General features: G+C 65.7%; 20 protein-coding genes. 16 read left to right on the top strand and 4 right to left on the bottom strand.

Annotation, left to right across the window (positions count from 1 at the left end; genetic code table 11):
- Positions 1-236 (top strand): transposase (locus M3I54_RS17410; protein ID WP_254337968.1); only part of this gene is annotated, 236 nt, incomplete at its 5' end.
- On the opposite strand, the gene M3I54_RS17405 is transcribed toward M3I54_RS17410, so the two are convergent.
- On the bottom strand, positions 181-798 hold the full coding sequence (locus M3I54_RS17405; RefSeq protein ID WP_254337966.1) for a hypothetical protein: 618 nt from the start codon (positions 796-798) through the stop codon (positions 181-183). The genes M3I54_RS17410 and M3I54_RS17405 overlap by 56 nt on opposite strands.
- Positions 799-980: 182 nt before the next feature.
- On the opposite strand from M3I54_RS17405, the gene M3I54_RS17400 reads away from it, so the two are divergent.
- From M3I54_RS17400 to tagF, 15 genes are all read left to right on the top strand, one after another.
- A complete protein-coding gene (locus tag M3I54_RS17400; protein WP_254337964.1) occupies positions 981-1484 on the top strand; it encodes a DUF3455 domain-containing protein in 504 nt (167 codons plus the stop codon).
- Positions 1485-1566: 82 nt separating this feature from the next.
- Positions 1567-2616 carry a type VI secretion system protein TssA gene (tssA, locus tag M3I54_RS17395; RefSeq protein WP_254337962.1) on the top strand — a complete coding sequence of 350 codons (1050 nt, stop codon included), beginning with the start codon at positions 1567-1569 and terminating at the stop codon, positions 2614-2616.
- 43 nt (positions 2617-2659) lie between these two features.
- The gene (gene tssB, locus M3I54_RS17390) at positions 2660-3175 is read left to right on the top strand and encodes a type VI secretion system contractile sheath small subunit (protein ID WP_254337960.1); all 516 of its coding nucleotides are present in this window, start codon (positions 2660-2662) and stop codon (positions 3173-3175) included.
- A 10-nt stretch (positions 3176-3185) separates the two neighbouring features.
- Positions 3186-4700: a type VI secretion system contractile sheath large subunit gene (gene tssC, locus M3I54_RS17385; protein ID WP_302058992.1), complete on the top strand. Its 1515-nt coding sequence runs from the start codon at positions 3186-3188 to the stop codon at positions 4698-4700.
- A gap of 49 nt (positions 4701-4749) precedes the next feature.
- Positions 4750-5241, top strand: a complete 492-nt coding sequence (locus M3I54_RS17380; protein ID WP_254337958.1) for a type VI secretion system tube protein Hcp — start codon at positions 4750-4752, stop codon at positions 5239-5241.
- A gap of 7 nt (positions 5242-5248) precedes the next feature.
- Positions 5249-5758 carry a type VI secretion system baseplate subunit TssE gene (gene tssE / locus M3I54_RS17375; RefSeq protein WP_254337956.1) on the top strand — a complete coding sequence of 170 codons (510 nt, stop codon included), beginning with the start codon at positions 5249-5251 and terminating at the stop codon, positions 5756-5758.
- The gene (tssF, locus tag M3I54_RS17370) at positions 5755-7608 is read left to right on the top strand and encodes a type VI secretion system baseplate subunit TssF (protein ID WP_254337954.1); all 1854 of its coding nucleotides are present in this window, start codon (positions 5755-5757) and stop codon (positions 7606-7608) included. The genes tssE and tssF overlap by 4 nt, the downstream gene beginning before the upstream one ends.
- On the top strand, positions 7593-8609 hold the full coding sequence (gene tssG, locus M3I54_RS17365) for a type VI secretion system baseplate subunit TssG (protein ID WP_254337952.1): 1017 nt from the start codon (positions 7593-7595) through the stop codon (positions 8607-8609). The genes tssF and tssG overlap by 16 nt, the downstream gene beginning before the upstream one ends.
- Positions 8610-8613: 4 nt before the next feature.
- The gene (gene tssH / locus M3I54_RS17360) at positions 8614-11217 is read left to right on the top strand and encodes a type VI secretion system ATPase TssH (RefSeq protein WP_254337950.1); all 2604 of its coding nucleotides are present in this window, start codon (positions 8614-8616) and stop codon (positions 11215-11217) included.
- A complete protein-coding gene (locus M3I54_RS17355) occupies positions 11204-13189 on the top strand; it encodes a type VI secretion system Vgr family protein (protein WP_254337948.1) in 1986 nt (661 codons plus the stop codon). Before tssH ends, M3I54_RS17355 begins: the two co-directional genes overlap by 14 nt.
- Positions 13186-14547, top strand: a complete 1362-nt coding sequence (gene tagH, locus M3I54_RS17350; RefSeq protein ID WP_254337946.1) for a type VI secretion system-associated FHA domain protein TagH — start codon at positions 13186-13188, stop codon at positions 14545-14547. The genes M3I54_RS17355 and tagH overlap by 4 nt, the downstream gene beginning before the upstream one ends.
- Positions 14548-14555: 8 nt before the next feature.
- Positions 14556-15890 carry a type VI secretion system baseplate subunit TssK gene (gene tssK / locus M3I54_RS17345; protein ID WP_254337944.1) on the top strand — a complete coding sequence of 445 codons (1335 nt, stop codon included), beginning with the start codon at positions 14556-14558 and terminating at the stop codon, positions 15888-15890.
- Positions 15891-15915: 25 nt separating this feature from the next.
- Complete coding sequence (gene tssL, locus M3I54_RS17340; protein WP_254337942.1) at positions 15916-17268, top strand: type VI secretion system protein TssL, long form; 1353 nt, start codon at positions 15916-15918, stop codon at positions 17266-17268.
- Positions 17265-20792 carry a type VI secretion system membrane subunit TssM gene (gene tssM / locus M3I54_RS17335; protein ID WP_254337940.1) on the top strand — a complete coding sequence of 1176 codons (3528 nt, stop codon included), beginning with the start codon at positions 17265-17267 and terminating at the stop codon, positions 20790-20792. Before tssL ends, tssM begins: the two co-directional genes overlap by 4 nt.
- The gene (tagF, locus tag M3I54_RS17330) at positions 20789-21349 is read left to right on the top strand and encodes a type VI secretion system-associated protein TagF (protein ID WP_254337938.1); all 561 of its coding nucleotides are present in this window, start codon (positions 20789-20791) and stop codon (positions 21347-21349) included. Before tssM ends, tagF begins: the two co-directional genes overlap by 4 nt.
- Here tagF and M3I54_RS17325 read toward each other — a convergent pair.
- Genes M3I54_RS17325 through M3I54_RS17315 form a run of 3 tightly spaced genes read right to left on the bottom strand, consistent with a single transcriptional unit; the run spans position 21346 to position 24436 of the window.
- Positions 21346-22683 (bottom strand): serine/threonine-protein kinase, encoded by a 1338-nt coding sequence (locus M3I54_RS17325; protein ID WP_254337936.1) that lies wholly within the window; start codon positions 22681-22683, stop codon positions 21346-21348. The two genes, tagF and M3I54_RS17325, sit on opposite strands and share 4 nt — an antisense overlap.
- A gap of 3 nt (positions 22684-22686) precedes the next feature.
- Positions 22687-23580 (bottom strand): DUF3365 domain-containing protein, encoded by an 894-nt coding sequence (locus M3I54_RS17320; protein WP_254337934.1) that lies wholly within the window; start codon positions 23578-23580, stop codon positions 22687-22689.
- Positions 23581-23599: 19 nt separating this feature from the next.
- Positions 23600-24436: a hypothetical protein gene (locus M3I54_RS17315; RefSeq protein WP_254337932.1), complete on the bottom strand. Its 837-nt coding sequence runs from the start codon at positions 24434-24436 to the stop codon at positions 23600-23602.
- Positions 24437-24481: the final 45 nt, after the last annotated feature.

Here is a 24481-nt window from a genome sequence, read left to right as displayed (position 1 = left end):
AACACCGAAACGTGCGGTTGCATTACACGCCGACCTATACCTCCTGGCTAAATCAGGTGGAGAACTGGTTCTCGCGCATCCAGCGCGACGTGATTGCGCGAGGTATCTTCACCACGGTAAAGGATCTGGAGCGCAAGCTGATGCGCTATATCCGCGAGCACAACAAGAATCCCAAGCCGATTAAATGGAAGTATGACGATCCATCGCGGCGAATTCGACCAGTGCCATTTCAATGACGCAGTCGACTAGCCGCGCTCGCTCCCGGTGGCCCTCGAAGCCCAGATCGAAATAGATGACGCGGCGACGCGTATCCCCGGTGACGAGGCTCAGGCCACCGCCGCCACCCGATCCGCCAAGGACACCCATTTGAGGAATATCCCGTATGTGGAGATTCCAGCTGAATCCATTGCGCGCAATCCACTTCTTTGCATCCTCCTCGCGCTTCATGGCCATGAGTGCGGCGGGCGGACGGTTGGTCACATCGGTCGCGATCGTATAGCGCGACCTGTGCCAATTCCGGAAGGTATTCGACTCCCGATTGTGCGCATACATGTTTCTCACGATTTTGCCTTCAAAGTCCCATTGCTGCGTCACGGTGTCGAACCTGAACCATTCGATGCACTCGTTCCACTCCAGTTGAGGACATTCGATGTCATCGGCCATGAGCTTGCCGAGCATGGGCGCCTTTACCTCGACGCGAAACGTCAGGTCGAATTGATGACCTGCGGTGCCAGTGGAGGAGCGCCCGCCAATGGGTTTGATCCGCTCCACGGGCACAGAGAGATTGGAAATCGTCATGCGGGCTTTCATGGCCTACCTCTGTGCAATTTCGGATGCAGCCATAACAGCTGAACGTTTCCAGATATTCCCTCCCATGCCCGGCGACAAGCCGCAAAACAAATGGAATAGTTTTCCGCGCCAGGCTGTTGTGGAAGAGCGGATCGAACTGAATCGACCCATTGGGATAAGGGAGCTTCTCCATGCATCACATCTCGCGCGGGAAGCAGATAGCAATTGGGGCTGGGCTGATTTCGATGATGAGCGGACCGTCCGCGAAAGCGGATTCGATCGATATACGGGGCGCGCAGCTGTTTCTGACCACGACCGCAGCGGGCGTGCAGATTTACGCCTGCGAGTACGGTACGGATCGCACGCTCGACTGGGTCTTCCAGCGGCCGCGCGCCACGCTCTACGACGCGCACGGCGCCGAGGTGATCGAGCATTCGGCCGGCCCGTCGTGGCAAGCGCGCGACGGCAGCCGTATCGAGGGAAAAGTCGTCGCGCAAAAGCCCAGCGATACGCCGGACAGCGTGCCGCAACTGCTGCTTGAGGCGCACTCCACCGGATCGCAGGGCATGCTCGCACCCGTGCGCTACGTGCAACGGGTCAGGACGGTCGGCGGTGTAAAGCCGGCTGCGCCGTGCACAGTCGAACACGAGTCGGGTAGTTCGCCTTATATCGCGACTTACGTCTTTTATAAGTAAGAAGACAGATCACAGAACGATCTCTCTGGAAAGATGGATCGTCTATTAATTCGGAATGCGAAATCAAACCATTCAACATGCCATGACCATCGAATCCATCACGCATCAGGACTGGACCGCGTGGCTCGAACCACTCACGCAGACAGAACCCTGCGGCCCCGATCTTGAATATGACGCGCAATTCCGCGAACTCGAAGAAGCGGTCAGCGGGCGTCCGGAAGCCGAGTATGGCGACACGCTCGTGGCCGCGGTCCCGCCCGACTGGGAAGCGGCCGATGCACTGGGCACCGCATTGATGGCCCGCACGCGAGACCTTCGTGTGGTGATGCATCTGGCGCGAGCGCGCTGGATTCGCGAGGGCATTACCGGTCTCGCTGACGGCCTCGTCTTGACTGCCGCACTGCTGGAGCGCCACTGGGGGCACGTGCACCCACAACTCGACGCCAGCGACGGCAACGACGCGACGGCTCGGATCAACGCGCTTGCCGCGTGGACGGAGGCAGGCGGCGTGCTCGCCGGTCTCATGGATAGCCCACTGCTGCAAGGCCGTTCCCCGGTCACGCTGCGCGAGTGGTCGTATGCGAATGGCGAAGCTGTCGGACCAGAAGGGCACACGGTGATGAGCCTCGCGGCGATCGAAGCGTCGATCGCCGTGTCGCCCGATGCCGCGCGCAGCGCAAAGAAGGCGTTCGATGCCGCGCACAGCAGCGTCCGCGTAATCGAAGCGACGCTTGCCGAACGTGTAGGCGCAACCGAATCGCTCGATTTCGCCTCGTTGAAGGCGTTGCTGGCGCGCGCATCGTCGCTGCTGGCAACGGGCGTAGGCGCGCACCCGGATGAAGCGCGAATGAATCACGCGGACGAGGCCGGTGTCGCATCGCCTGCCACCACAACCGGTAACGCATCTCCCAACGCGATCGCCAGCCGCGCCGACGTGGCCGCCACGCTTCAGCGCATCTGCGCCTGGTACGCGCAACACGAACCTGCCAGCCCGGTGCCGTTAGTACTCGAACGGGCACGCGGGCTCGTCGACAAGTCTTTTGTCGATCTTTTGAAGGACCTTGCGCCAGAAGGGCTCGCGCAACTTACTCAAGTAGTCGGTACGGCTGCCGTCGAAACGCCGGCGGAATGATCGAAGCCGCATTGCAACGCAACTCAACCAGGAGAACGGTCACATGGCCAAGGAGAGCAGTCAGAAGTTCATCGCGCGCAACCGGGCGCCGCGCGTGCAGATCGAGTACGACGTGGAAGTGTACGGATCGGAAAAGAAGGTCAGCTTGCCCTTCGTGATGGGCGTGCTGTCCGACCTCTCGGGGCATCCGCAGGAAACACTGCCGCCTGTTGCGGAGCGCAAATTTCTGGAGATCGACATCGACAACTTCGACGAACGGCTGCGCTCGATGAAGCCGCGTGTGGCGATGCAGGTCGACAACACGCTGACCGGCGAGGGCAAGATTGGCGTGGACATGACCTTCGCGAGCATGGACGACTTCGAGCCGGCCGCGATCGCGCGCAACGTCGAGCCGCTCGCAAGGCTGCTCGAAACGCGTAGCCAGTTGCAGAACCTGTTGACCTATATGGACGGAAAGACCGACGCGGAAAAGCTCGTCGCCCGCCTGCTCGAGGACCCAGCGCTGATGAATGCGCTTGCCGCCGCGCCGAAGCCCCAGGGCGCGCCCGACTCTGAATAAAGGAACCAAGATGGCAGACACCCAACTCGATCCATCCGCGTTCGCGCAGCCAGAGACGCACGAAGCCGACGCGGCGAGCCCATCCGGTGAGTTTCAACAGCTCATGCAGAAGGCGTTCCGCCCGCGCACGGAGAAAGCGCGCGAAGCGGTGGAAAGCGCCGTACGCACGCTCGCGGAGCAAGCGCTGCTCGACACGCACCGCGTGTCCGACGATGCGCTCGCGACCATCGAAGCGCTGATCGCGCGCATCGACGAAAAGCTGAGCGCGCAGATCAACGTCATCCTGCACGCCCAGCCGTTCCAGCAACTCGAAAGCGCGTGGCGCGGACTCCACTACCTCGTCACCAACACCGAGAGCGACGAGAGCCTCAAGCTGCGCGTGATGAACATTTCGAAGACCGACCTGCACCGGTCGCTGCGCAAGTACAAGGGCGTGGCATGGGACCAGAGTCCGATCTTCAAGCGGCTTTACGAGGAAGAGTACGGTCAGTTCGGCGGTGAGCCCTACGGCGCTTTGCTGGCCGATTACTACTTCGACAACAGCGGCCCCGACGTCGATTTCCTCACGCAGATGGGCAAGATTTCCGCCGCCGCGCACGCGCCGTTCATCTCGGGCGCGGACCCCGCCGTCATGCTGATGGACTCGTGGCAAGAGCTTGCGAATCCACGCGATCTCACGAAGATCTTTCAGACGCCCGAGCACGCCGCGTGGCGTTCGCTGCGCGATTCCGAAGACTCGCGCTATATCGGCCTTGCCATGCCGCGCTTTCTCGCGCGCGCGCCCTATGGCGCGAAAACGAGCCCCGTCGAGGCGTTCGATTTCGAGGAAGACACCGCGGGCGCGGACGCGTCGAAGTACGCGTGGGCCAATGCCGCCTACGCGATGGCCGTGAACATCAATCGCTCGTTCAAGACGTGGGGATGGTGCTCACGCATTCGCGGTATCGAGTCGGGCGGGGCGGTGGAGAATCTGCCGGTCCACGCATTTCCCACCGACGACGGCGGCGTCGACATGAAGTGCCCAACGGAGATCGCCATTAGCGACCGCCGTGAAGCCGAGCTGGCGAAGAACGGCTTCATGCCGCTCGTACACAAGAAGAATTCGGATCTCGCGGCTTTCATCGGCGCGCAGTCGCTCAACAAGCCAATCGAATACGAAGACCCGGACGCCACGGCGAACGCGAACCTCGCCGCGCGCCTGCCTTATCTGTTCGCCTGCAGCCGTTTCGCGCACTACCTCAAGTGCATCGCGCGCGACAAGCTCGGCAGCTTCAAGGAGAAGGACGACATGCAGCGCTGGCTGCAGGACTGGATTCTTCAGTACGTGGACGGCGACCCCGCCAACTCGTCGGAAGAGACCAAGTCGCGCCGGCCGCTCGCAGCGGCGGAAGTCGTGGTCGAGGAAGTGGAGGGCAATCCGGGCTACTACACCTCGAAGTTCTATCTGCGCCCGCATTATCAGCTCGAAGGCCTGACCGTCTCGTTGCGGCTCGTTTCGCGGCTGCCGTCGGCCAAAGCGGCGTGAGCCGCCGCGGTATCTAAATTTGCACGAACTCGATCAATAAGGAATCCAAATGGCAGTCGATATATTTTTGAAGCTTGGCACGGTCACGGGCGAGTCGCTGGACACGACTCACAAGGACGAAATCGACGTGCTCTCGTGGAGCTGGAGCATGGATCAGTCCGGCACGATGCACCTCGGCACGGGCGGTGGCGGCGGCAAAGTCGACGTGCATGATCTCTCGATCACCAAGTACACGGATCACGCCACGGCGGCCATCATGACCGCCTGCGTGACTGGAAAGCACTTCCCGACGGGCAAACTCACCGTGCGCAAGGCGGGCGGCAACAAACCGTTGGAGTACTACACGATCGACCTGGAAAAGGTGCTCGTCACGAACTACTCGACAGGCGGCTCGGACGGCGAGGACCGCTTCACCGAAACGGTGACGCTCAACTTCGAGAAATTCCACGTGACCTACCAGCAGCAGGATCCGACCACTGGCTCGGCGCTCGGCGGCGTGGTCGAGTGCAAATGGAACATTCCGGCCAGCGCGCCGGCGTAAGCGGATCATGCGCACGAGAAACGCCGAACGCGTGCAACCCTCGCTGCTGGAGCGGCTGACCGACCACGCGCCCGAAGCGACGAGCGAAGTCCGCGAGCATCGGGTCAGTTCGGCGCGCGCGCAGCGCTTGAGCGTCATGCGCGATATCGGCTGGCTCCTCAATGCGCGGGGCATCGCGTCGGCGCAGGAGATCGTGCGCTATCCGTGCGTGGCCGACTCGGTGCTCAACTTCGGCTTCGCGGAGCTGGCGGGCAAGAGCATGTCGGACGTGGAGGTTACGCGGATCGAACGGCTGATTGCCGAGGCCATCGGCGCGTTCGAGCCGCGCATCGTGCGCGGCACCTTGCGCGTGCGCGCCATTCAGTCCGATGGCGCAGCTAGCGCGCACAACGCGCTGGCGTTCATCGTCGAAGGCGATCTCCACGCGCATCCCGTGCCCGAGCGGCTTTATTTGCGCACGGAACTCGACCTGGAAGCCGGCAAGGCAAACGTGTACGAAGAGGTGACGCTCAGATGAACCCCGACTTCCTCCAGTACTACAGCCGCGAATTGCAGCATGTTAGAGAGATGGGCGGCGAGTTCGCCAAGGCGTTTCCGAAGATCGCGGGGCGCTTGGGTCTCGAAGGTTTCGAGTGCGCCGATCCGTATGTGGAGCGTTTGCTCGAAGGCTTCGGCTTTCTTGCCGCTCGCGTGCAGATGAAAATCGACGCCGAGTTTCCGCGCTTCACGCAGCATCTCGCCGAATTGGTGTATCCGCACTATCTCGCGCCGACGCCCGCGATGACGGTCGTGCAATTGCAGCCCGACAAGACGCACCCCGCGCTTGCGGACGGCGTTGCCGTGCCGCGCGGCACGGCCCTGCAGGGCCGGTTCGACGGCGAGCGTGCGACACGCTGCGAGTTTCGCACGGCCCACGCGCTCACCCTGTCCCCGCTCGAACTGGTGGAGGCGCGGCTTTTTACGCACACCGGCGCGCTGCCCGGCGTCGCCGCCGCCATGCCGCGCGGCGTGAAGGCAGGATTGCGCCTCAAGCTGCGCGCGCTCGGCGAGCGCACCATTGGCGATCTGGCCGTCGATCATCTGCCCATCTACCTGTGCGGCAGTGACGGCACGGCGGCAAAGCTCTATGAGCTGCTGGTTGGCTCGACGCTTGGTATCGCGACGCCCGCAGGCGTGCTGCCGCCTTCGTCGCTGCGCCCGCTCGGCTTCTCCGACGAGGAAGCCCTGCTGCCTGTGAGCGATCAATCGTTTCCGGGCTACCGGCTGCTGCAGGAGTATTTCGCATTTGCGCAGCGGTTCATGTTCGTCGGTATCGATGGATTGCGCCCGCATTTTGCTCGTTGCGAAAGCAGCGAAATTGAGCTTGTCGTACTGCTTTCGAAGGGCGATACCGCGCTTGAGCAACGGATCGACCACGATAATTTCGCGCTGCATTGCACGCCCGCGATCAATCTCTTTGCGCGCCGCGCCGATCGTATCGCGGTGACGGGCGAACAGTTCGAGCATCACGTTGTGGTGGACCGCACGCGTCCGCGCGATTTCGAGGTATATCGCGTGCAAAGCGTGACGGGCCATCGCTCGGGCGGCAGTGCGCCGATCGAGTTTCAGCCGTTCTACCGCATGCGCGATCTGGGCGCAGGCGACCCCGACGCGGCGTTTTATCAGGTGCGGCGCGAAAAGCGTCTGCCGTCCGCCCGCGAGCAGGAGCGCGGCGCGCGTTCGTCGTATGCGGGCAGCGAAACCTGGATCGCACTGGTGGACACGCACGAAGCGCCGTATCCCGGCGATCTGCATCAACTCGGGGTGAGCGTGCTGTGCACCAACCGCGATCTCACGCTGACCCTGCCGCTCGGGCGCGGCGAAACCGACTTCACACTGGAGCTGGAAGCGCCGGTTTCCAGCGTGCGCTGCGTTGCCGGGCCGAGCCGCCCGTTGCCGTCCTATGCGCAAGGGGCAGTGGCGTGGCGTCTCTTGAGTCACCTGTCGCTCAACTATGCGTCACTCGTGGACGACGCGAACGGGAGCGGCGCCCGCGCCATGCGCGACCTGCTCGCGCTCTACGCGCCCGAAGGCGACGGCGCGGCCCCGCGGCAGATAGAAGGCCTGCGCTCCATCCGATCGCGAGCGGTTACGCGCCGCCTGCCGTCGCGCGGGCCGATCGTGTTCGGGCGCGGCCTCGCGCTCGATGTGCTGCTCGACGAGAGCGCTTTTGAAGGTGCAAGCGCGTTTCTGTTCGGCGCGGTGCTCGCGCGCTTCTTCGAGCAATACGTGTCGATGAATTCGTTTGCCGAAACCTGCGTGTCCTCGACCACACGCGGCGAAATCATGCGCTGGGCGCCGGGGAGCGGGCAATGCCGGACGCTGTGATGCTATTCGAGCGCTTCTCCGTCGATGCGAACCGCTTCGACTTCTTTCAGGCCGTGCGGCTGGTGGAATGCACGCATCGCGGGTTGCCGCGCGTGGGCGCATCGCTGCGCCCGCGCGACGATGCGATGCGATTCGGTCAGGAACCCGAATTGATCTTCTTTCCAACGGCGCTGCGCTATTTCACCGCCTCGCAGGACACCGCACCGAAGCTCGCCGTGAACTTCTTCGGTCTGCTCGGCCCGAATGGACCGATGCCCACGCATCTGACCGAATACGTGCGTCACCGCGCGCGTAACGCGGGCGATCCGACTTTCGCGCGCTTTCTCGACATATTTCATCACCGCGCGGCCTCGCTGTTCTATCGCGCGTGGGCCACGGCGCAGCCTGTGGTGAGCCTCGACCGTGACGACGACGACCGATTCTCCGCTTACGTGGGCACCGTGTTCGGGCTCAACGAAGCGGCGCTGCGCAATCGCGACTCCGTGCCCGATTTCGCCAAGCTGCATTTCGCGGGGCTGCTCGCGGGGCCCACGCGCCACGCAGCGGGATTGCGGACTGTGTTGTCGCGCTTTTTCGGCTTGCCGGTAGAAGTCGTGCAAAACGTAGGGCACTGGTTGAAGCTGCCCGAAGCTGCGCTTACGCGCCTCGGCGCGCGCGATGAAAACGCCCGCATGGGCGTCGGCACGATGCTCGGGGCGAGAGTGTTCGATCGGCAGCACAAGTTCCGCGTCGTGCTCGGACCGCTTTCGCTGAGCGATTACGAGCGCTTTCTGCCGGGCGGCGCAAGTCTCGCGCGGCTCGCCGACTGGGTGCGTCTGTATGTGCGCGATCCACTCGAATGGGACGTGAACCTGCAATTGCGTCGCGCGCAGGTGCCGCGTCTGGCGCTGGGGGGCAAGCAGCGCCTCGGCTACACGACCTGGCTGCACGCGCGCGCGGCCACGGCCGACGTGGCGCACCTCAAGCTTCGTCCGTTGACCCCATCTCATGCAAAGGACTAGTTCAATGGCAGACATCAGCCGCGCCGTCATGTTCGGCAAGCTCGATACGCTCAGTTTCGGCGCGATGGAGAGCGCGACCACGTTCTGCCGCTTGCGCGGCAATGCGTATGTCGAGCTTGTGCACTGGCTGCATCAGATGCTGCAGTTGCCCGACTCGGACCTGCATCGCGTGATCCGGCACGCCCGCATCGAGCCCGCCGCGCTTGCGCGCGATCTGACCGATGCGCTCGATCGGCTGCCGCGCGGGGCGGCCTCCGTCAGCGATATCTCGTCGCAACTGGAGGAAGCCGTCGAGCGCGGATGGGTCTATGCCTCGCTGCTGTTCGACGCCCCCAAGGTGCGCAGCGCGCATGTGCTCGTCGGCATGTTGCAGACGCCCGTGCTGCGCAACGCATTGCGCGGCATTTCGCGCGAGTTCGATCGCGTGAAGCTGGATGACCTCGTCGACAACTTCGTCGATGTGCTCGACGGTTCGCCGGAAGCATCGACGCAAGCGGCTGTCGTGATGCAGGAGCCCGACACGGCGCATCGCACGGATGACGCCTTGCAGCGCTTCACGGTCGACCTCACCGCGCAAGCGCGTGCTGGCGGGCTCGATCCCGTGGTGGGCCGCGACGCGGAGATTCGGCAGGTCGTCGACATTCTCATGCGGCGCAGGCAGAACAATCCGATCCTCACGGGCGAGGCGGGCGTTGGCAAGACGGCGGTGGCCGAAGGCCTTGCGCTGCGCATTGCGGCGGGCGACGTGCCGCCCGCGCTGCGCGACGTGAGCCTGCGAGCGCTCGACGTTGCGCTCCTGCAGGCCGGTGCGGGCGTGAAAGGCGAATTCGAAGCGCGTTTGCGCCAGGTGCTGGAGGCCGTGCAAGCGGCGCCCCATCCCGTCATTCTCTTCATCGACGAGGCGCACACGCTGATCGGCGCGGGCGGCGCGGCGGGCACCGGCGACGCGGCGAATCTGCTCAAGCCCGCGCTTGCGCGCGGCAGCATGCGCACCATTGCGGCGACGACGTGGTCGGAGTACCGCAGGCACATCGAAAAGGATCCGGCGCTCACGCGGCGCTTTCAGGTCGTGCAGGTCCACGAGCCCGACGAGGCGCGCGCCGTGACGATGATGCGGGGTCTTGCCGCCGCGCTGGAAACGCATCACGGCGTGCAGGTGCTCGACGAGGCGATCGAGGCGGCGGTGAAGCTGTCGCATCGCTATCTGCCCGCGCGGCAGTTGCCGGACAAGTCGGTGAGCCTGCTCGATACCGCGTGCGCACGCGTTGCGGTGAGCCAGCACGCCACTCCCCCCGCTGTCGACGACGCGCAACGGCGTATCGATGCGCTCAACACGGAACTGGAAGTGATCGGGCGCGAGGCGGCTATCGGCGTCGATACGGCGGCACGTCGCGAAGCCGCGGCGGCGGCATTGCAAGCCGAAACCGCGCGCCTTGCCGATCTGCACGCGCGCTGGCACGTGGAGCGCGAGATGGTCGAAGACATCCTCGCGCGCCGCAAGGCACTGCGGGAAGGTGCCCCGCACGCCGATCTGCCTGCGTTGCGCGAACGACAGGCGCAGCTTGCCGCGCATCAGGGCGACGCGCCGCTCGTGCTGCCGGGCGTGGACCGTCATGCGGTGGCGGCGGTCGTGCAGGACTGGACCGGCGTGCCCGTGCTCAACATGCTGAAGAACGAGATCGGCAATGTGTTGCGCCTGGGCGAGGTGCTCGACCGCCGCATCATCGGCCAGCAACATGCCACGCAAATGATCGCGCGGCGTGTGCAGACTTCGCGCGCCGGTCTCGACGATCCGAACAAGCCCGTCGGTGTGTTTTTGCTCGCGGGCACATCGGGCGTGGGCAAGACCGAGACGGCGCTCGCGCTTGCCGAGGCGCTCTATGGCGGCGAGCAAAACCTCATCACCATCAATATGAGCGAGTATCAGGAAGCGCACACGGTGTCGCTGCTCAAGGGCGCGCCGCCGGGGTACGTGGGCTTCGGCGAGGGCGGCGTGCTGACCGAAGCGGTGCGCCGGCGACCGCACAGCGTCGTGCTGCTCGACGAAGTGGAGAAGGCGCATCCCGACGTGCACGAGCTGTTTTTCCAGGTCTTCGACAAAGGCCGCATGGACGACAGCGAAGGCCGTTCAATCGACTTCCGCAATACGCTCATTCTGCTCACGACCAACGCGGGCACCGAATGCATTGCGGACTTGTGCCGCGATCCACGAACGGTCCCACCGATGGAGATGATCGAACGCGAACTCCATGCGCAGTTGCTGCAGACGTTCCCGCCCGCGTTGCTCGGGCGCATGGTGACCATTCCGTATTACCCGCTCTCCAATGAGATGCTTTGCGCCATCATCCGGCTGCAACTCGGCCGCGTGGCCGAGCGTGTGACGCTCACGCATGGTGTGCCGTTCACTTATGACGAGAGCGTGGTGACGCAAATCGCACAGCGTTGCACGCAGATGGACAGCGGCGGCCGCATGATCGACGCCATTCTCACCAACAGCGTGCTGCCGCGCATCAGCACGGCGTTTCTTTCGCGCGTGATGGACGGCAAAACGCTTGCACGTGTGCACGTGAGCGTTGAGTGCGAGGAGTTCACCTATGCCTTCGACTAGTCGCCATGTGCGTATGACCTGTGCGGCGCTCGGCGACGACGCGGTGTTTCTGCGCATGTCGGCGAGCGAGGCGCTGGGACGCCTGAGCCGCTTCGAGATCGCATTCCTTGGTACGCGCAACGATATCGATCCGGGCGCGGTGCTCGGGCAGAACCTTTCTGTGACGCTCGATTATCCGGCGGGCGGGTCGCGCGAGTTCAACGGCATCGTCACGACGCTGCGTCTGCTCGCGCCTGGCGACACCACGAAGAATCGCATGGCGCGTTATGAGGCGGTCGTGCATCCGCGCCTGTGGCTGCTCACGCGCGCCTCGCACCGGCGCTTCTTCCATCAACGCACGGCGCCGCGAATCGTCGCGCAGGTGCTGGAGTCGTACGACATCGACTTTCGCAATGCATGCACAGCGAGCTATCCGGCGCTCGAGCATTGCGTGCAGTACCGCGAGACGGATTTCGACTTCGTGAGCCGCCTCATGGAGCGCGAAGGCATGCATTACTTCTTCGAGCACGCAGGCGGCAAGCATACGCTCGTGCTGGCCGATTCCGGCGCGGAGCATCGGCCCATCGCGCACTATGAGTCGGTGCCGTTTCAGGGCTGGGACACGCCTGAACCCGACGAAGAATGCATATACCGCTGGCACGCGGGCGCGACGCTCGAAACCGGGCGCTACGAAGTCAACGATTACGACTTCGAAAAGGCTTCGATGAGCAACAGCGAAGGGCTTGTTTCGCGCGCGACGCGTAGCGCACCCTACGACCCGCCGCGCTATTTGATGCAGGAGCATCTGAGCGGACATTTGAAAGCGGGAGACGGCGAGCGGCTCGCGCGCATTAACGTGGAGATCCATCAAACGCAGAACGACGCGATGGAAGGGCGCACCACCGCGCGCGGCATCGCGGCGGGCGGGCTGTTCAGGCTGCGCGATCATCCGGGCGGCGCGCAGAACCGCCAGTATCTGGTCATCGAGAATCGGGCCGAAGTTGTATCGGATGCCTATGTATCCACGAGCGACCCCACGCAGCCGTTGTTCGACAGCCATTTCAGGGCGATTCGCAGCGACAACACGTTCCGTTCGCTCCGCATCACGCCCGTTCCTCGCGCCGCGGGCCCGCAGACGGCGGTTGTAATCGGACCGCCGGGCGAGGAGATTCTCACGGACAAGTACGGGCGCGTGAAAGTGCAGTTCCACTGGGAACAGCTTTCGCAAGCAGGCGGCGCGGATCGACTCGAGCGCTGCTGGGTGCGCGTGGCGCAGGGCTGGGCGAACCGGCGCTGGGGCGCGATGTGCCTGCCGCGCATCGGTCAGGAGGTGCTGGTGGATTTCATCGAAGGCGATCCTGACCGGCCTGTGATCGTCGGCGCGGTTTACAACTCGACCAACATGCCGCCGTACGACCTGCCCGCGCAAAGCGCGGTGTCCACGCTCAAGAGTCAGTCCACGAAGGGTGGCAACGGCTACAACGAAGTCCGCTTCGACGACCGCAAGGGCGGCGAGCAGATGTTCTTTCACGCCGAGCGCGATCACGAAACATGGATCAAGCACGACGCGCTGATGAACGTCACCGGCGAGCGGCATTTGCGCATCGGCGGCGGCGAGTTTCGCGAGACGCGCGGCGCGCGCAACGATTCCGTACTGGGCAGTAGTACGTCGCGCGTGATTGGCAGTGTTTCGGCGGCCAGCATGACGACGCACGAGCAGTTCGTGGGCGAGGCGTATTCGCTCGACGCAGGCGCGGCAGTGCACATCAAGGCTGGCGCGGCGGTGGAGATCGAGGCGGACGCAACCATCGTGCTGCGCGCGGGGGCGTCGTACATACTCATCGGTCCGGAAACCATCGAGATGTCGAGCTTCCCGATTCCGCTCGGCCCGGGCGTGCCGCCGGTGCCGCTTTCCGTGCCCCCGGCGCCGCCCATGCCGCCGCGCGATGCCGACGACGGCACGAGCAAGATTCGCAACCAGGAGGCCCCGTGAGATTGACGCTGACTGTACAGGGCGGCGAAGGCGGCGAGCACGCCGCGCTTCGCACGATGGATGTCGATGAACGCGCAACCATTGGCCGCGCACCGGAAAGTACGGTGGTGCTGAGCGACGTGCATCGCGGTATTTCGCGCATGCAGGCGAGCATCGAGCGCCGCGCGCAGACCTACGTGCTCGTCGATGCCGGAAGCAATCCGACGCTGCTGAACGGTGACGCGCTGAACGGCACGCGCGAGGCCGTGTTGTCGCACGGCGATCAGATCCGGATTGGCGCTTATACGCTCGCGGTTTCCATCGAAAAGGACGAGGAAAGCTGGGCGCCATTCGATCAAACGTTGATGACGCAATCCACGCCACCTACGCCGCCACCCGCTGCGAGCCTGCCGGGCACGCCGGAGTTCGAGGCGCCGCCGAGCGCGTCGCTCATCCCCGACGACTGGGACGTGCCCCGCGCTTCCGGCGCGCCGCAGCCCGTGCGCGACGAAGCGGCGTTCACGCCCGATCCGCTTGCCGCGACGCCGCTGTTGCACGAACCGGGTCATTTCGGCGGCGAAGCGAATCAGGCGCTGCTGGACGCGTTGGGCTCCACCGACCCGTTGCGCGACGGTCCCGCGCGGGTGGAGCGCGAACCTGCCGCGCCGTCACGAAGTTTCGAGCACGTTTCGCCGGAAGAAGCGCTGGCTGCGCTACCGGTGCACCGGTTCGAGGACTCGCGCCCCGCGACGCCGGAGACCCGCGCCGCAGCCCCGCGCGCGGACGATTCCGCTCTGTTGGACGCATTGCTGGAGGGTCTCGGCATCGCGCCCGCCGATGTCGCCCACCTGAGCGGGCCGGAAGTCGCACGCCTGGCCGGTGCGCTGTTGCGCGTAGCCACGCAGGGGACGATGGACGTGTTGCGCTCGCGCGCGATGGCGCGGCGCGAGGCCCGCATGGCGATGACGATGATCGAGGCGCGCGACAACAACCCGCTCAAATTCTTCCCCGACGCCGACCGCGCCTTGACGCAAATGCTGGGCGCGCGAGGGCGCGGTTATCTCGCGGCGGACGAAGCCTTGCGCGCCGCCTACCGCGATATCCAGGCGCACGAACTCGCGCTCGTCGCCGGCATGCGCGCCGCGTTCGACGACGCAATGGCGCGCATCGACCCCGAGGCGATCGAGCGCTCGCTCGACGCGCCCAGCGGCCTCGAAGCGCTCGTCGGCAATCGCCGGGCGCGCCTGTGGCAGCGCTTCGTGAAGACGTGGGAGCAGGTGTCGCGCGACGCGGGCGACGATTTCCAGCAGCGCTTTGGCGAACCGTTCGGCCGCGCCTATCAGGCGCAGCTCGAGGCGCTGCAGTTTCCAAAGGATTGAGTCACAGCATGTACTGGAACAACAAAGTCATCTGGTCGGAGGGCATGTTCCTTCAGCCGCAACATCTCCAGCAGCACGACCGGCACGTCGAGGCGCTGCTCGCGGGCCGCGTGAACGGCCTGCGCGCTTATGGCTGGGGCTTTACGACGCTGGAGATCGACGAGGCGCTGCTCAAGCTCGGCAAACTGGCGTTGCGCGCAGCGGCGGGCGTGCTGCCCGACGGCACGCCGTTCAACCTGCCCGCAGACGACGATCTGCCCGAACCGCTCGATATCCCCGAAAACGCCGCGAACGTGACGGTGATGCTCGCGCTGCCGGTGCGCCGCGCCGGCGCGCCCGAATCGGGCGGCGACGGGCATGCCGACAATCTCGCGCGTTACGGCGCGGGGGACTTCGAAGTTCACGACAGCAACGACGCCGACGCGTCCAGCACGCTGGTGCAGATCGGCAAGCTGCGCCTGCGCCTCGCGCTCGCGCCCGACGTTGCCAACGCGCATGCGTGCGCGGGCGTGGCGCACGTGGTCGAGCGCCGTAGCGACGGCCGCGTCGTGCTCGACGACGACTACTGCGCGCCGTGCCTCGACTATCGCGTGGCGGGGCGCCTTGCGCGCTTCTCGACAGAGCTGGGCGGGCTCCTTCAGCAGCGCGGCGAAGCGCTCGCCGGGCGTCTCGCACAACCCGATGGCGCGGGCATGGCAGAAATCGCCGATTTCCTGCTGCTGCAGATCGTCAATCGCGCGCAGCCGCTCGTCACTCACTTCAACGCAGTGGATGGTTTGCATCCCGAAGCGTTCTATCAGTCGTGCATCGCGCTGGCTGGCGAGCTTGCCACCTTCAGCCAGGCTGGGCGGCGGCCACCCGCGTTCGCGGCTTACCGGCACGACCGGCTGAAGGAGACCTTCGAACCCGTGATCGATGCGTTGCGGCTCGCGCTTTCGCGCGTCGCCGATCCGCAGGTCGTGGCGATCGCGCTCGAAGAACGCAAATATGGTTTGCGTGTGGCGCGGGTCGCGGACCGCACGCTCTTTGCCGGCGCGACCTTCGTGCTCGCGGTGCGGGCGCAGGTGCCGGCCGGCACGCTGCTCTCCGCGTTCGCAAGCCAGGTGAAGATCGGCAGCATCGAGAAGATCCGCGATCTCGTGAACCTGCAACTGCCAGGCATCGCGTTGCGCGCGCTGGCGGTCGCGCCACGCCAGTTGCCGTTCCATGCGGGCTACAGCTATTTCGAACTCGACGACCAGAACGAAGCATGGGCAACGCTTGCTGCTTCGGCGGGCATGGCGCTGCACGTGGCGGGCGAGTTCCCTGGGCTGGCGATGGAACTCTGGGCTATCCGCCATTGAAGTCACGCATAGAGGACCCCTTTCCATGACCGATAGCACGAACGCGCCGCTCGACGATGCGGATTATCTGGACGCAGCGCGCACCATCCGCATGCCGATGCCGGGGCGCAAGCGCGAACGCACGGCCAGCGCCGAAGCGGAACCCACGCCGCGGCGCAAGCCGCAAGCCACAGAGCCCGCGCTCACGCCGCTCGATGCCTCGATCGCAGGGCGCAACCCGCTGCTCCGGGCGGCCAATCCGTTGCTGGAACTCGCGCTGCCGCTGCGCCGCCTGCCGAGCCACCCGGATCTCGACACGCTGCGCGCGCAACTGATCCAGATGGTGCGCCGCTTCGAGGCAGACGGCCGCGCGTTCGGCGTGCCCGACACGCAGCTCGGTCCGGCGCGCTATTGCCTGTGCACCTTCATCGACGAGGCCATTGCGGCGACGCCGTGGGGCGCGGGGGTCTGGGGCCGCAGGAGCCTCCTGGTGACGTTTCACAACGAGGCCTCTGGCGGCGAGCGGCTTTTCGTCATGTTGCAGCGGCTCGCGCAAACCCCCGCTGCCGATATCGACCTGCTCGAACTGATCTACGTGATGCTCGCGCTTGGCTTCGACGGGCGCTACCGGCTCATCGAAGGCGGTAAGCGGCAGCTCGACGAGATTCGCGAACGCCTCGAACAGATGATCCGCGCGCAACGCGGCCCGGTCGAGCGCGCGCTGTCGCCGCACTGGCAGCCCGCGGAGCACGCGCGCGAACGGACGCTGGGTTTCGTGCCGCTGTGGGTCGCGCTGGCGTTCGCGGCCCTCGTCTTGATGGCGACGAGCCTCGTGCTCGGGCTGCGCATCAACGCGTTCTCCGACCCGGTGTTCGAGGCGATGCGCGGCATTCGCGTGGCGCCCGCGCCCGTGCTCGCGGCCAAGACGCAGGCGGCGCCGAAGTTCGCGTCGGCGCTCGATGGCTTTCTCGCGCCCGAGATAGCGCAAGGGCTGGTCACGGTCGGCGAATCGGGTGACCGCACGACCGTGACCATCAACAACAGCGCCGAAGGCACGCAGATCTTCGCGTCCGGCAGCGCCGAACTCGATCCGCGTTTCGTCCCGCTCGTGCAGCGCATCGGCGAGGCGTTGACGGACAAGCCGGGCAATGTCGTCGTGATCGGGCATACGGACGACCAGCGCATCGTGTCGGCGCGCTTTCCCTCCAACGTCGCGCTTTCGCAGGCGCGCGCGGATACGGTGCGCGCGATCCTCGCGGCGCATCTTGCGGACCCTGCGCGCGTGAGCGCCGAAGGCCGCGGCGATACCGAGCCGGTCGTATCGAACGAAACCGCGGCGGGCCGCGCGCGCAACCGGCGCGTGACCATCGCCATTCTTGCGCCGGGAGCCGCGCCATGAAGTGGATCCAGGGGTTCAAAAAACCCGCTGTCGTGACGTTTGCGGGCGTACTGGCGCTTTGCGCGCTGGTCTGGTTCGAAGGGCCGCTCGTGGCGTTCAATGGTACGGCGCCGCTCGAGAGCAGCGCCCGGCGCTGGACCGTGATCGCGCTCATCCTCGCGTGCTGGGCGCTCTATTGGGGCGTCCGGTTTGCCAAGGCACGCATCGCCAGTTCGACGTTCGTGCAGAGCCTCGTGGCCAATGCGCTCGATCCCGCGAAGCACGCACCGGACCCCGCGCGCAAGGCCGCCGACGCCGAGGTCGCGGCACTGCGCACGCGCTTCGAAGCGGCGCTGAAGACACTGCGAGAGTCGCGCGCGCCCGCCATCGGCGCGCGCGGACTGCCGCGCCTGTTCGCGTGGCTCGCTCCACGCCGCGAAACGCTCTACGACTTGCCGTGGTATCTCTTCGTTGGCGCACCAGGCGCGGGCAAGACGACCGCGCTTGCGCACTCGGGGCTGCGCTTCCCGCTCGCTGACCGGCTTGGCGCGCAGGCGGTGGGCGGCGTGGGCGGCACGCGCAACTGCGACTGGTGGTTCACGGACCACGCCGTGTTGCTCGACACGGCCGGCCGCTTCACCACGCAAGACAGCCACGAGCAGGCCGATCGCGGCGCATGGCTCGGCTTTCTCGGGCTGCTGCGCAAGTTCCGGCCGCGCCGGCCGCTCGACGGCGTGATGGCCGTGGTTTCGGCTGCCGATCTGCTGCAACAGTCCGACGCCGGGCGCGCCACCTATGCCGCCGCGATCCGCGAGCGTCTTTCCGAGCTGAATCAGCAACTCGGTGTGCACCTGCCGGTGTACGTCGTCGTGACGAAAACCGACATGCTCGCAGGCTTCTCCGAGTACTTCGACGATTTCGGGCGCGACGAGCGCGAGCAGGTGTGGGGCATGACGTTCCCGCTCGCGTCAGAGCAAGAGGCGAGCGGCGGCAGTGCGTCGTCGCTCGTGCGTTTCTCCGAAGAGTTCGGCTTGTTGCACGCGCAACTACAAGGCCGCGTGCTGCAACGCATGCAACAGGAAACCGACGCGCGGCGGCGCGCGCTGATCTATGCGTTCCCGCAGCAGTTTGCGGGCATCGAGCGCGCGTTGCGGCGGTTTCTCGAAGACGCCTTCGGCGAATCGCGTTTCGCGCGCGCGCCGTCACTGCGCGGCGTGTACTTTACGAGCGGCACGCAGAGCGGACGTCCACTCGATCGCATGATGAGCGCGATAGCGGCATCGCTTGGCTTGAGCCGTGAGGTCGTGATGGCGGACGCCTCGAGCGGACGCGCGTATTTCGTCAAGCGTTTGCTGCGCGACGTGATTTTTGCCGAGCAGGGCATCGCGGGCAGCGATCCGCGCGCGGTGCGGCGGCGCACGCGCTTTCAGCAGGCAGCGATCGCGGGGATCGCCGTGTTGCTGGCGGCGGGGCTGATCGCCCTGTTCGCGAGCGATCGCGCGAATCGCCGCTTCGTCGACGCAAGCCGTCAGCAGATCGCCGCGCTTGCCGGTCTCGCGAAAGAGACGAGCGCGGGCGACAGTCCGCTCACGGTCCTGCCGTTACTCGACGCCGCGCGCGATTTGCCCGGCGGCGAAGCGGAGCGCGCCGCGCGTGACACGCCGTGGTGGGCAGGCCTCGGCCTCGATCAGCGCCAGAAGCTCGGCCTGGAAGCGCAGCGTGTGTACCAGCGGCTGTTGCGGCAGACCTTGCTGCCGATCGTCGTGCAACGCATGGAGGACGAGCTTCGCCACGCCAGCGCGGAAGATCCCGCCACGCTCTATGAAGCACTGCGCGCGTACCTGATGCTGGGCGACCCGACGCATTTCGACCCGGACGCGCTGCAGGTCTGGGCGCTGCGTACCTGGCGGACGGGTTCGATGAAAAATGCGAGCGACGCGCAGCGCGCGGACATCGAGCAGCATTTGCAGGCGTTGTTCCGGCGTGGCGAGTTCGATTCGAACTTGCCGCTCGATCAGAACCTGATCGCACAGGCGCGTGCCGTGCTCGACCGGGTGCCGCTCGCGCAGCGGCTAGATGGGCGTATCGATCAGCAACTCGCACAACTGCGCCTGCCGGAATTCACTGTGGCGAAAGCGGCGGGGCCAAGCGGGCAGATCGTGTTCGTGAGAAGGAGCGGCGCGCCGCTCACGCAAGGCATCGAGGGCGCATACACGCGTGCGGGCTTCGACGCATTCGTGCGTTTGCGCGAAGATGCGCTCGCCAATCTGTCGAAGGACGACTGGGTGCTCGGCGCGGGCCAGGCGCATACAGATGCGCAAAGCACGGAGGCGTTGCGCGCAGCGCTCACGCGGCTCTACAGCGAGGAGGCGATCCGCCAGTGGGACGCATTGCTTGCCGATATCGGCGTCGTGCCGTTCAGTGCGCCCGATCAGGGCGCACGCATCGCGAACCTGCTTGGCTCGGCGAATTCGCCGTTGCGCGCGCTGATTCAGGCCGTTGCGCACGAAACGACCTTCACGCCGCCGGCCGCTGCGCCCGGCAAGCTCGACGTGCTCGAGAAGCACATAGGCGTGGAGGCGGAGCAGGCCGCCGCGCCGACGCCCGTCGATGCGCATTTTCAGGCGCTGCATGATCTGGCCGGCGCGGCGCTCGAAGAAGACGTCAACGCGCTGAAGGACGCCGCTTCGACCCTGCAGGCGGAAGACACGGCGCGCAGGCAGTCGCTGCCGCCGCCCGCCACGGGGCCGCTCGACCGCCTGAAGCTGCTCTCGCAGAATGCGCCCGCGCCGCTCGCGGCGGTGCTGCAAGGCGTAGCGGGCAACGCCGATACCGTGCAGATCCAGAGCCAGCATGCGCAATTGCAGTCACTATGGGCCACGACCGTCGCGCCCGCGTGCAGGCAGGCGCTCGACGGCCGCTACCCGCTCGTGAGGGCGTCGGCGCGCGACGCCGCGCCCGACGACTTTGCGCGCGTGCTGGCGCCTGGCGGCCTGATCGACGCGTTCTTCCAGAAGAATCTGCAGAATCGGGTGGATACGTCCGGCACGGTTTGGAAGTGGCGGCCCGAAGCGAAAGCCCTCGGCATTCCTGACGATGTGCCTGTGGCGTTCCAGCGTGCGGCGATGTTGCGGGACGCTTTGTTCCGCGACGGCGGCCACGACGTGTCCGTGCGGTTCTCGGCGAAGGTGGTCACGCTCGATCCTTCGCTGAAGCGCTTCGTGCTCGATATCGACGGCACACAGCTGAGCGCGACGAGCGATGCGCCCGACGCCACCGCCGCGTTCCAGTGGCCGAACGGGAAAGGCACGGGGCAGGCGCATGTCGAACTCGACCCCGCGACTGCGCCGCCGCCTCGCGCGGAAGGACCCTGGGCGCTGTTCCATCTGCTCGACGCCGCGCGCATCGAGCAGGCCGGACAGGCCGATCATTTCAACGCCACGTTCGACGGCGGCAAGGTCAAGCTCGCGCTCGTGGCCAGCAGCGTGAACAATCCGTTTCGCGCGGGCGTGCTCAATGGCTTTCGTTGCCCGGCCTCGCTATGACCGCAGATTGTCGAATCGACGCCGGTTTTTTCGGCAAAGTCCGCACGCATGGCGATTTTGTCGGACGCGGCCTTTCCGCGGCTTTCGTCGGCCGCTGGGACGCGTGGCTGCAGCGCGGCCTGCTGGCCGCGCGCGAGCGTCATGCCGGAGGCTGGCTCGGGCGTTATCTGGAGATGCCCGTGTGGCGCTTTTCGGCTCCGCCCTCCGTTATCGACGACTGCGCGTGCACCGGCGTGCTCATGCCCGGCATCGACACCGTGGGGCGTTACTTTCCATTCGTGATCGCGCGGCAGATCGAAAGCGGAGCGCGCGCCGTCGATTCGCGCTGGCACGACGTGGCATGCGCGCTTGCCCTGTCCACGCTGGCGCCTTCGTTTTCGCTAAAGGCGTTCGAGTCGAAACTCGCTACGCTGCGCGAGCAGCCAGTCGCGTTGGCATCGTGCGAAGGCGCCAGCGCGTGGTGGACTCCGGAGAATGGCGTGACGTATCGGCACGAGGGCGCGCTCGATGCGCGCCTGTTCCTGGATCTGCTCGAAGCGCACGACAGCGCGGACTAGTCGCCGTCGATGCCCCATTCGCGGCGCAGCGCTTCGCGGTGCGGCTCCGGCACCGCGTCGAGCAGTTGCGCGTGGAAGGCGCGCAGATCGGTGGCGCGGGCTGCGGCGCGGCGCGCCACGATACGGGCGATGGGGCCCAGAAGCGTCGTGAGGCGCGAGGCGGCTTCGTTCACGCTTTCTGCGCTGATTGTCTGCGCGCCGATCGTGCGCGGCGCGCCTGCGCCCACCGGCATCAACAGCGAATCGAAGTCGCGTCGCGCATCGTCGGTGGGCAAGTGGGCGCTCAGGCGTTCGCGCAGCGTATCGATGTTCGTCGCGCCTACGCATGCACGCCGTATCAGCAGCGACGCCACGGGCCCGACATGGCTCGCCAGATGCTTCTCCAGGTGCGCGATGAGTTCGGGGTCGAGTTGCGTCTGAGTTGGCGGCGCGGGAATCGGCGATTCAAGGATCGCATGCGCGAGCACGGTTCGTTCTGCATCCTCGTGGACCTCAGCCGCGAGTGCCGCAAGCAGCGTATCGCGCCATTCGCGCGCGCAGGCGTAGCGCACTTGCGGGCGCTTCTCCATGCCTTTCATCACCAGTTCGTCGACATACGCGGGCAAGCCGGGCGCGACCGCGGAAGGGGAAGGCGGCATCTCATCCAGAATCTTGCGCATCACGGCGCCCGACGTTCCCGTGAACGGGCACACGCCGGTGAGCATTTCGTAGAGGACGACTGCGGCGCTAAAGAGATCGGAGCGTGCATCGACGGCGTCGCCGGTGAACTGCTCTGGCGACATATAGCTCGGCGTGCCGAGCAGCGCGCCGGTTTGCGTGAGCGTGGACGTGTCGAGCCGCGCGATGCCGAAGTCCGCGACCTTGCATTCGCCGCGCGGCGAGATCAGCAGATTGGCGGGCTTGATGTCGCGATGAACGATGCCTGCGCCGTGCGCGTAGTCGAGCGCATCGAGCAGTTGCGCAAACCAGCGCAGGGCGGCGAGCGGATTCATGTGCGTGCCCGCGCGCGCTTGCTGCGCGAGATGCGCAGCAAGCGTTTCGCCGCGCACGTATTCCATCGTGATAAAAGCGGTGTCGCCCGTTTCGCCATAGTCGTACACCGCAACGATGTGCGGATGCGCGAGACGTCCCGCGGCGCGCGCTTCGTTCAGAAAGCGTGCGGTGAGTTCATGATCCGCTTCGCCGCCTGCAGGCCGCTGAAGGGTCTTGAGCGCCACCTTGCGCTCGATGCGCGGGTCGAACGCCAGATACACCACGCCCATCGCGCCGCGCCCGAGCACGCGCTCGATGACGTAGCGGTCGAATGTCGCGGGGATGTCGGCGGAGTGGGACATCGCTTACGTCTGCTCTTCGTCGAGAATGCGGAACGCTTCGATGAGGCTGGTTTGCATGCGTCCGAAGGACACCGCAAGCGATGCGATTTCGTCCGATCCGCCCGTCGGCAGCGTGGTCGCGTCGAGCTTGCCGAGGCTCATTTCGTCGGCGGCGCGAGATAGCGCACGAATGGGGCGCGTGATCAGCACGTGCATCATCACGTTCATGACGATCAGCACGACCGCGAACACGGCGGTGAGCGAAAGCATGAACGTGCGCCATACGGCCCGCCCGCGCGCAATGGGCTGCGCCATCGGCACGGACACGAACTCCGCGCCAATCACCTCGTTCATGGTCCAGCCGAAGCCGTTCGAGGTGCCGTACTTCTCGATCATCGTCGCGGGCGCGGCGCCTGACGTGCTATGGCACTGCATGCATGCAGTGTCGGTAATGCTGCTGGGCCGCGCGAGGAAGAACGAGCGGCCGCCTGGCGCATCGCGCTGGCCGGTCAGCTCCTTGAGTTCCGGATGATCGTGCAGATGGCGAATGACGTCGGTTTCCCAGTCGGTGGGGCGGTCGCGCGGATTGGTCGGGTTGAGCATCGTGGCGTTGTACGAGAAGCTCGGGAAGTCCTTTTCCAGCAGTTTGAGCATCTCGATGGCCGAAAACGCGGGGATCGATTCTGGCACGAAGCTGTACTTGATTTGCGTGGCGAGCAGCGGCGTGACGTGCGCCGCCGTGTAGCTCTGCATCGACGATGCAGCGCTCGCGAGGATGTTGGCATCGTGCGCGGTTTCTTCGAGCGCCTGCTTTTGCAGCAGACGGTCGGAGACCACGCCGGTCACCACTAGCGCGATCGCGAAGATGATCAGGAATACAAAATTGAACTTGACGCTGAGTGTGAGTCCGGGCTTCATGGCGGTGAAGGATCGAGCCTTATAGATAGCGTACTCTGCGAACGCCCGGGCGCTCGGGCGGATAGAGCAGGGCGCGCCAGTCGGGCAGGGTGTTAAGGTGCGCTTGAACATCGTGGCGAAATGCACGATCGGTCAGACGCGAGCGAAAGCGTGCGGGAAAGCTCTTGCGCTCGGGCAGCTTGCTGTCCAGCCACGGCGCGATGTCGTCGTAAGTCGCGGCGTGTGAGGGCGGCGCGCTGCGTGCGGGCTTTGCGACGGCGAGCGGCTGCAAGGCGTCGCGAAAGGCTAGCGGCATGTTCGTGACGAAAGCGTCGGTGGGGCGCCCCGATAATTGCACATGCCCAAGGCTGCCGATGCTCGCGAAACGGCCGCTTGGTATCGACGTGGGCGGCTTTGCCGAGAGGCTCTGCGTGCCGGTTTCGCTGAATACATTCACCGTTTGCGTGTCTTCGGGCGCTGCGATGATCGCCGCCGCGCTCGATCCAATATCGAGCGCGCCGAGTTCCGTGTCCACGCGTACCTGGGCACACGGCGCAGCGGCGCACGCGGCTGCGGCGATCTTCAGCCAGCCGCTGAGCAAGGCGACATGTGCGTCGGTCATGAGCATCGCACGCGTTCGCGGACCGAGCGCGACGAGCGTGCCGTGCTCGTCCTGCAGATGCGCAACGCCTTCGCGCGATTCGAGAAGGTCGCCGTCGCGCAAGGTGTCGCCCGCCGCTGCCGAGGTCACGTTCGCGCCGCGCACGACGGTGACGGGTGCATCGCTGCTCGCGAGCCGCCAGTCGGCGTGCGCGGGCGACGCGAGCGCCGCCATGATTGCGATGCCCGCTGCCCAGATGTGCAATCGATGAATCATGCCGAGCCATTGGTCGAAGGTTCCTCAACACAACAGCCTGGCGGC

The organism is Paraburkholderia sp. CNPSo 3274 (assembly GCF_024206475.1).
GTDB lineage: Bacteria > Pseudomonadota > Gammaproteobacteria > Burkholderiales > Burkholderiaceae > Paraburkholderia.
This window is presented reverse-complemented; position numbering and strand designations above follow the sequence as displayed.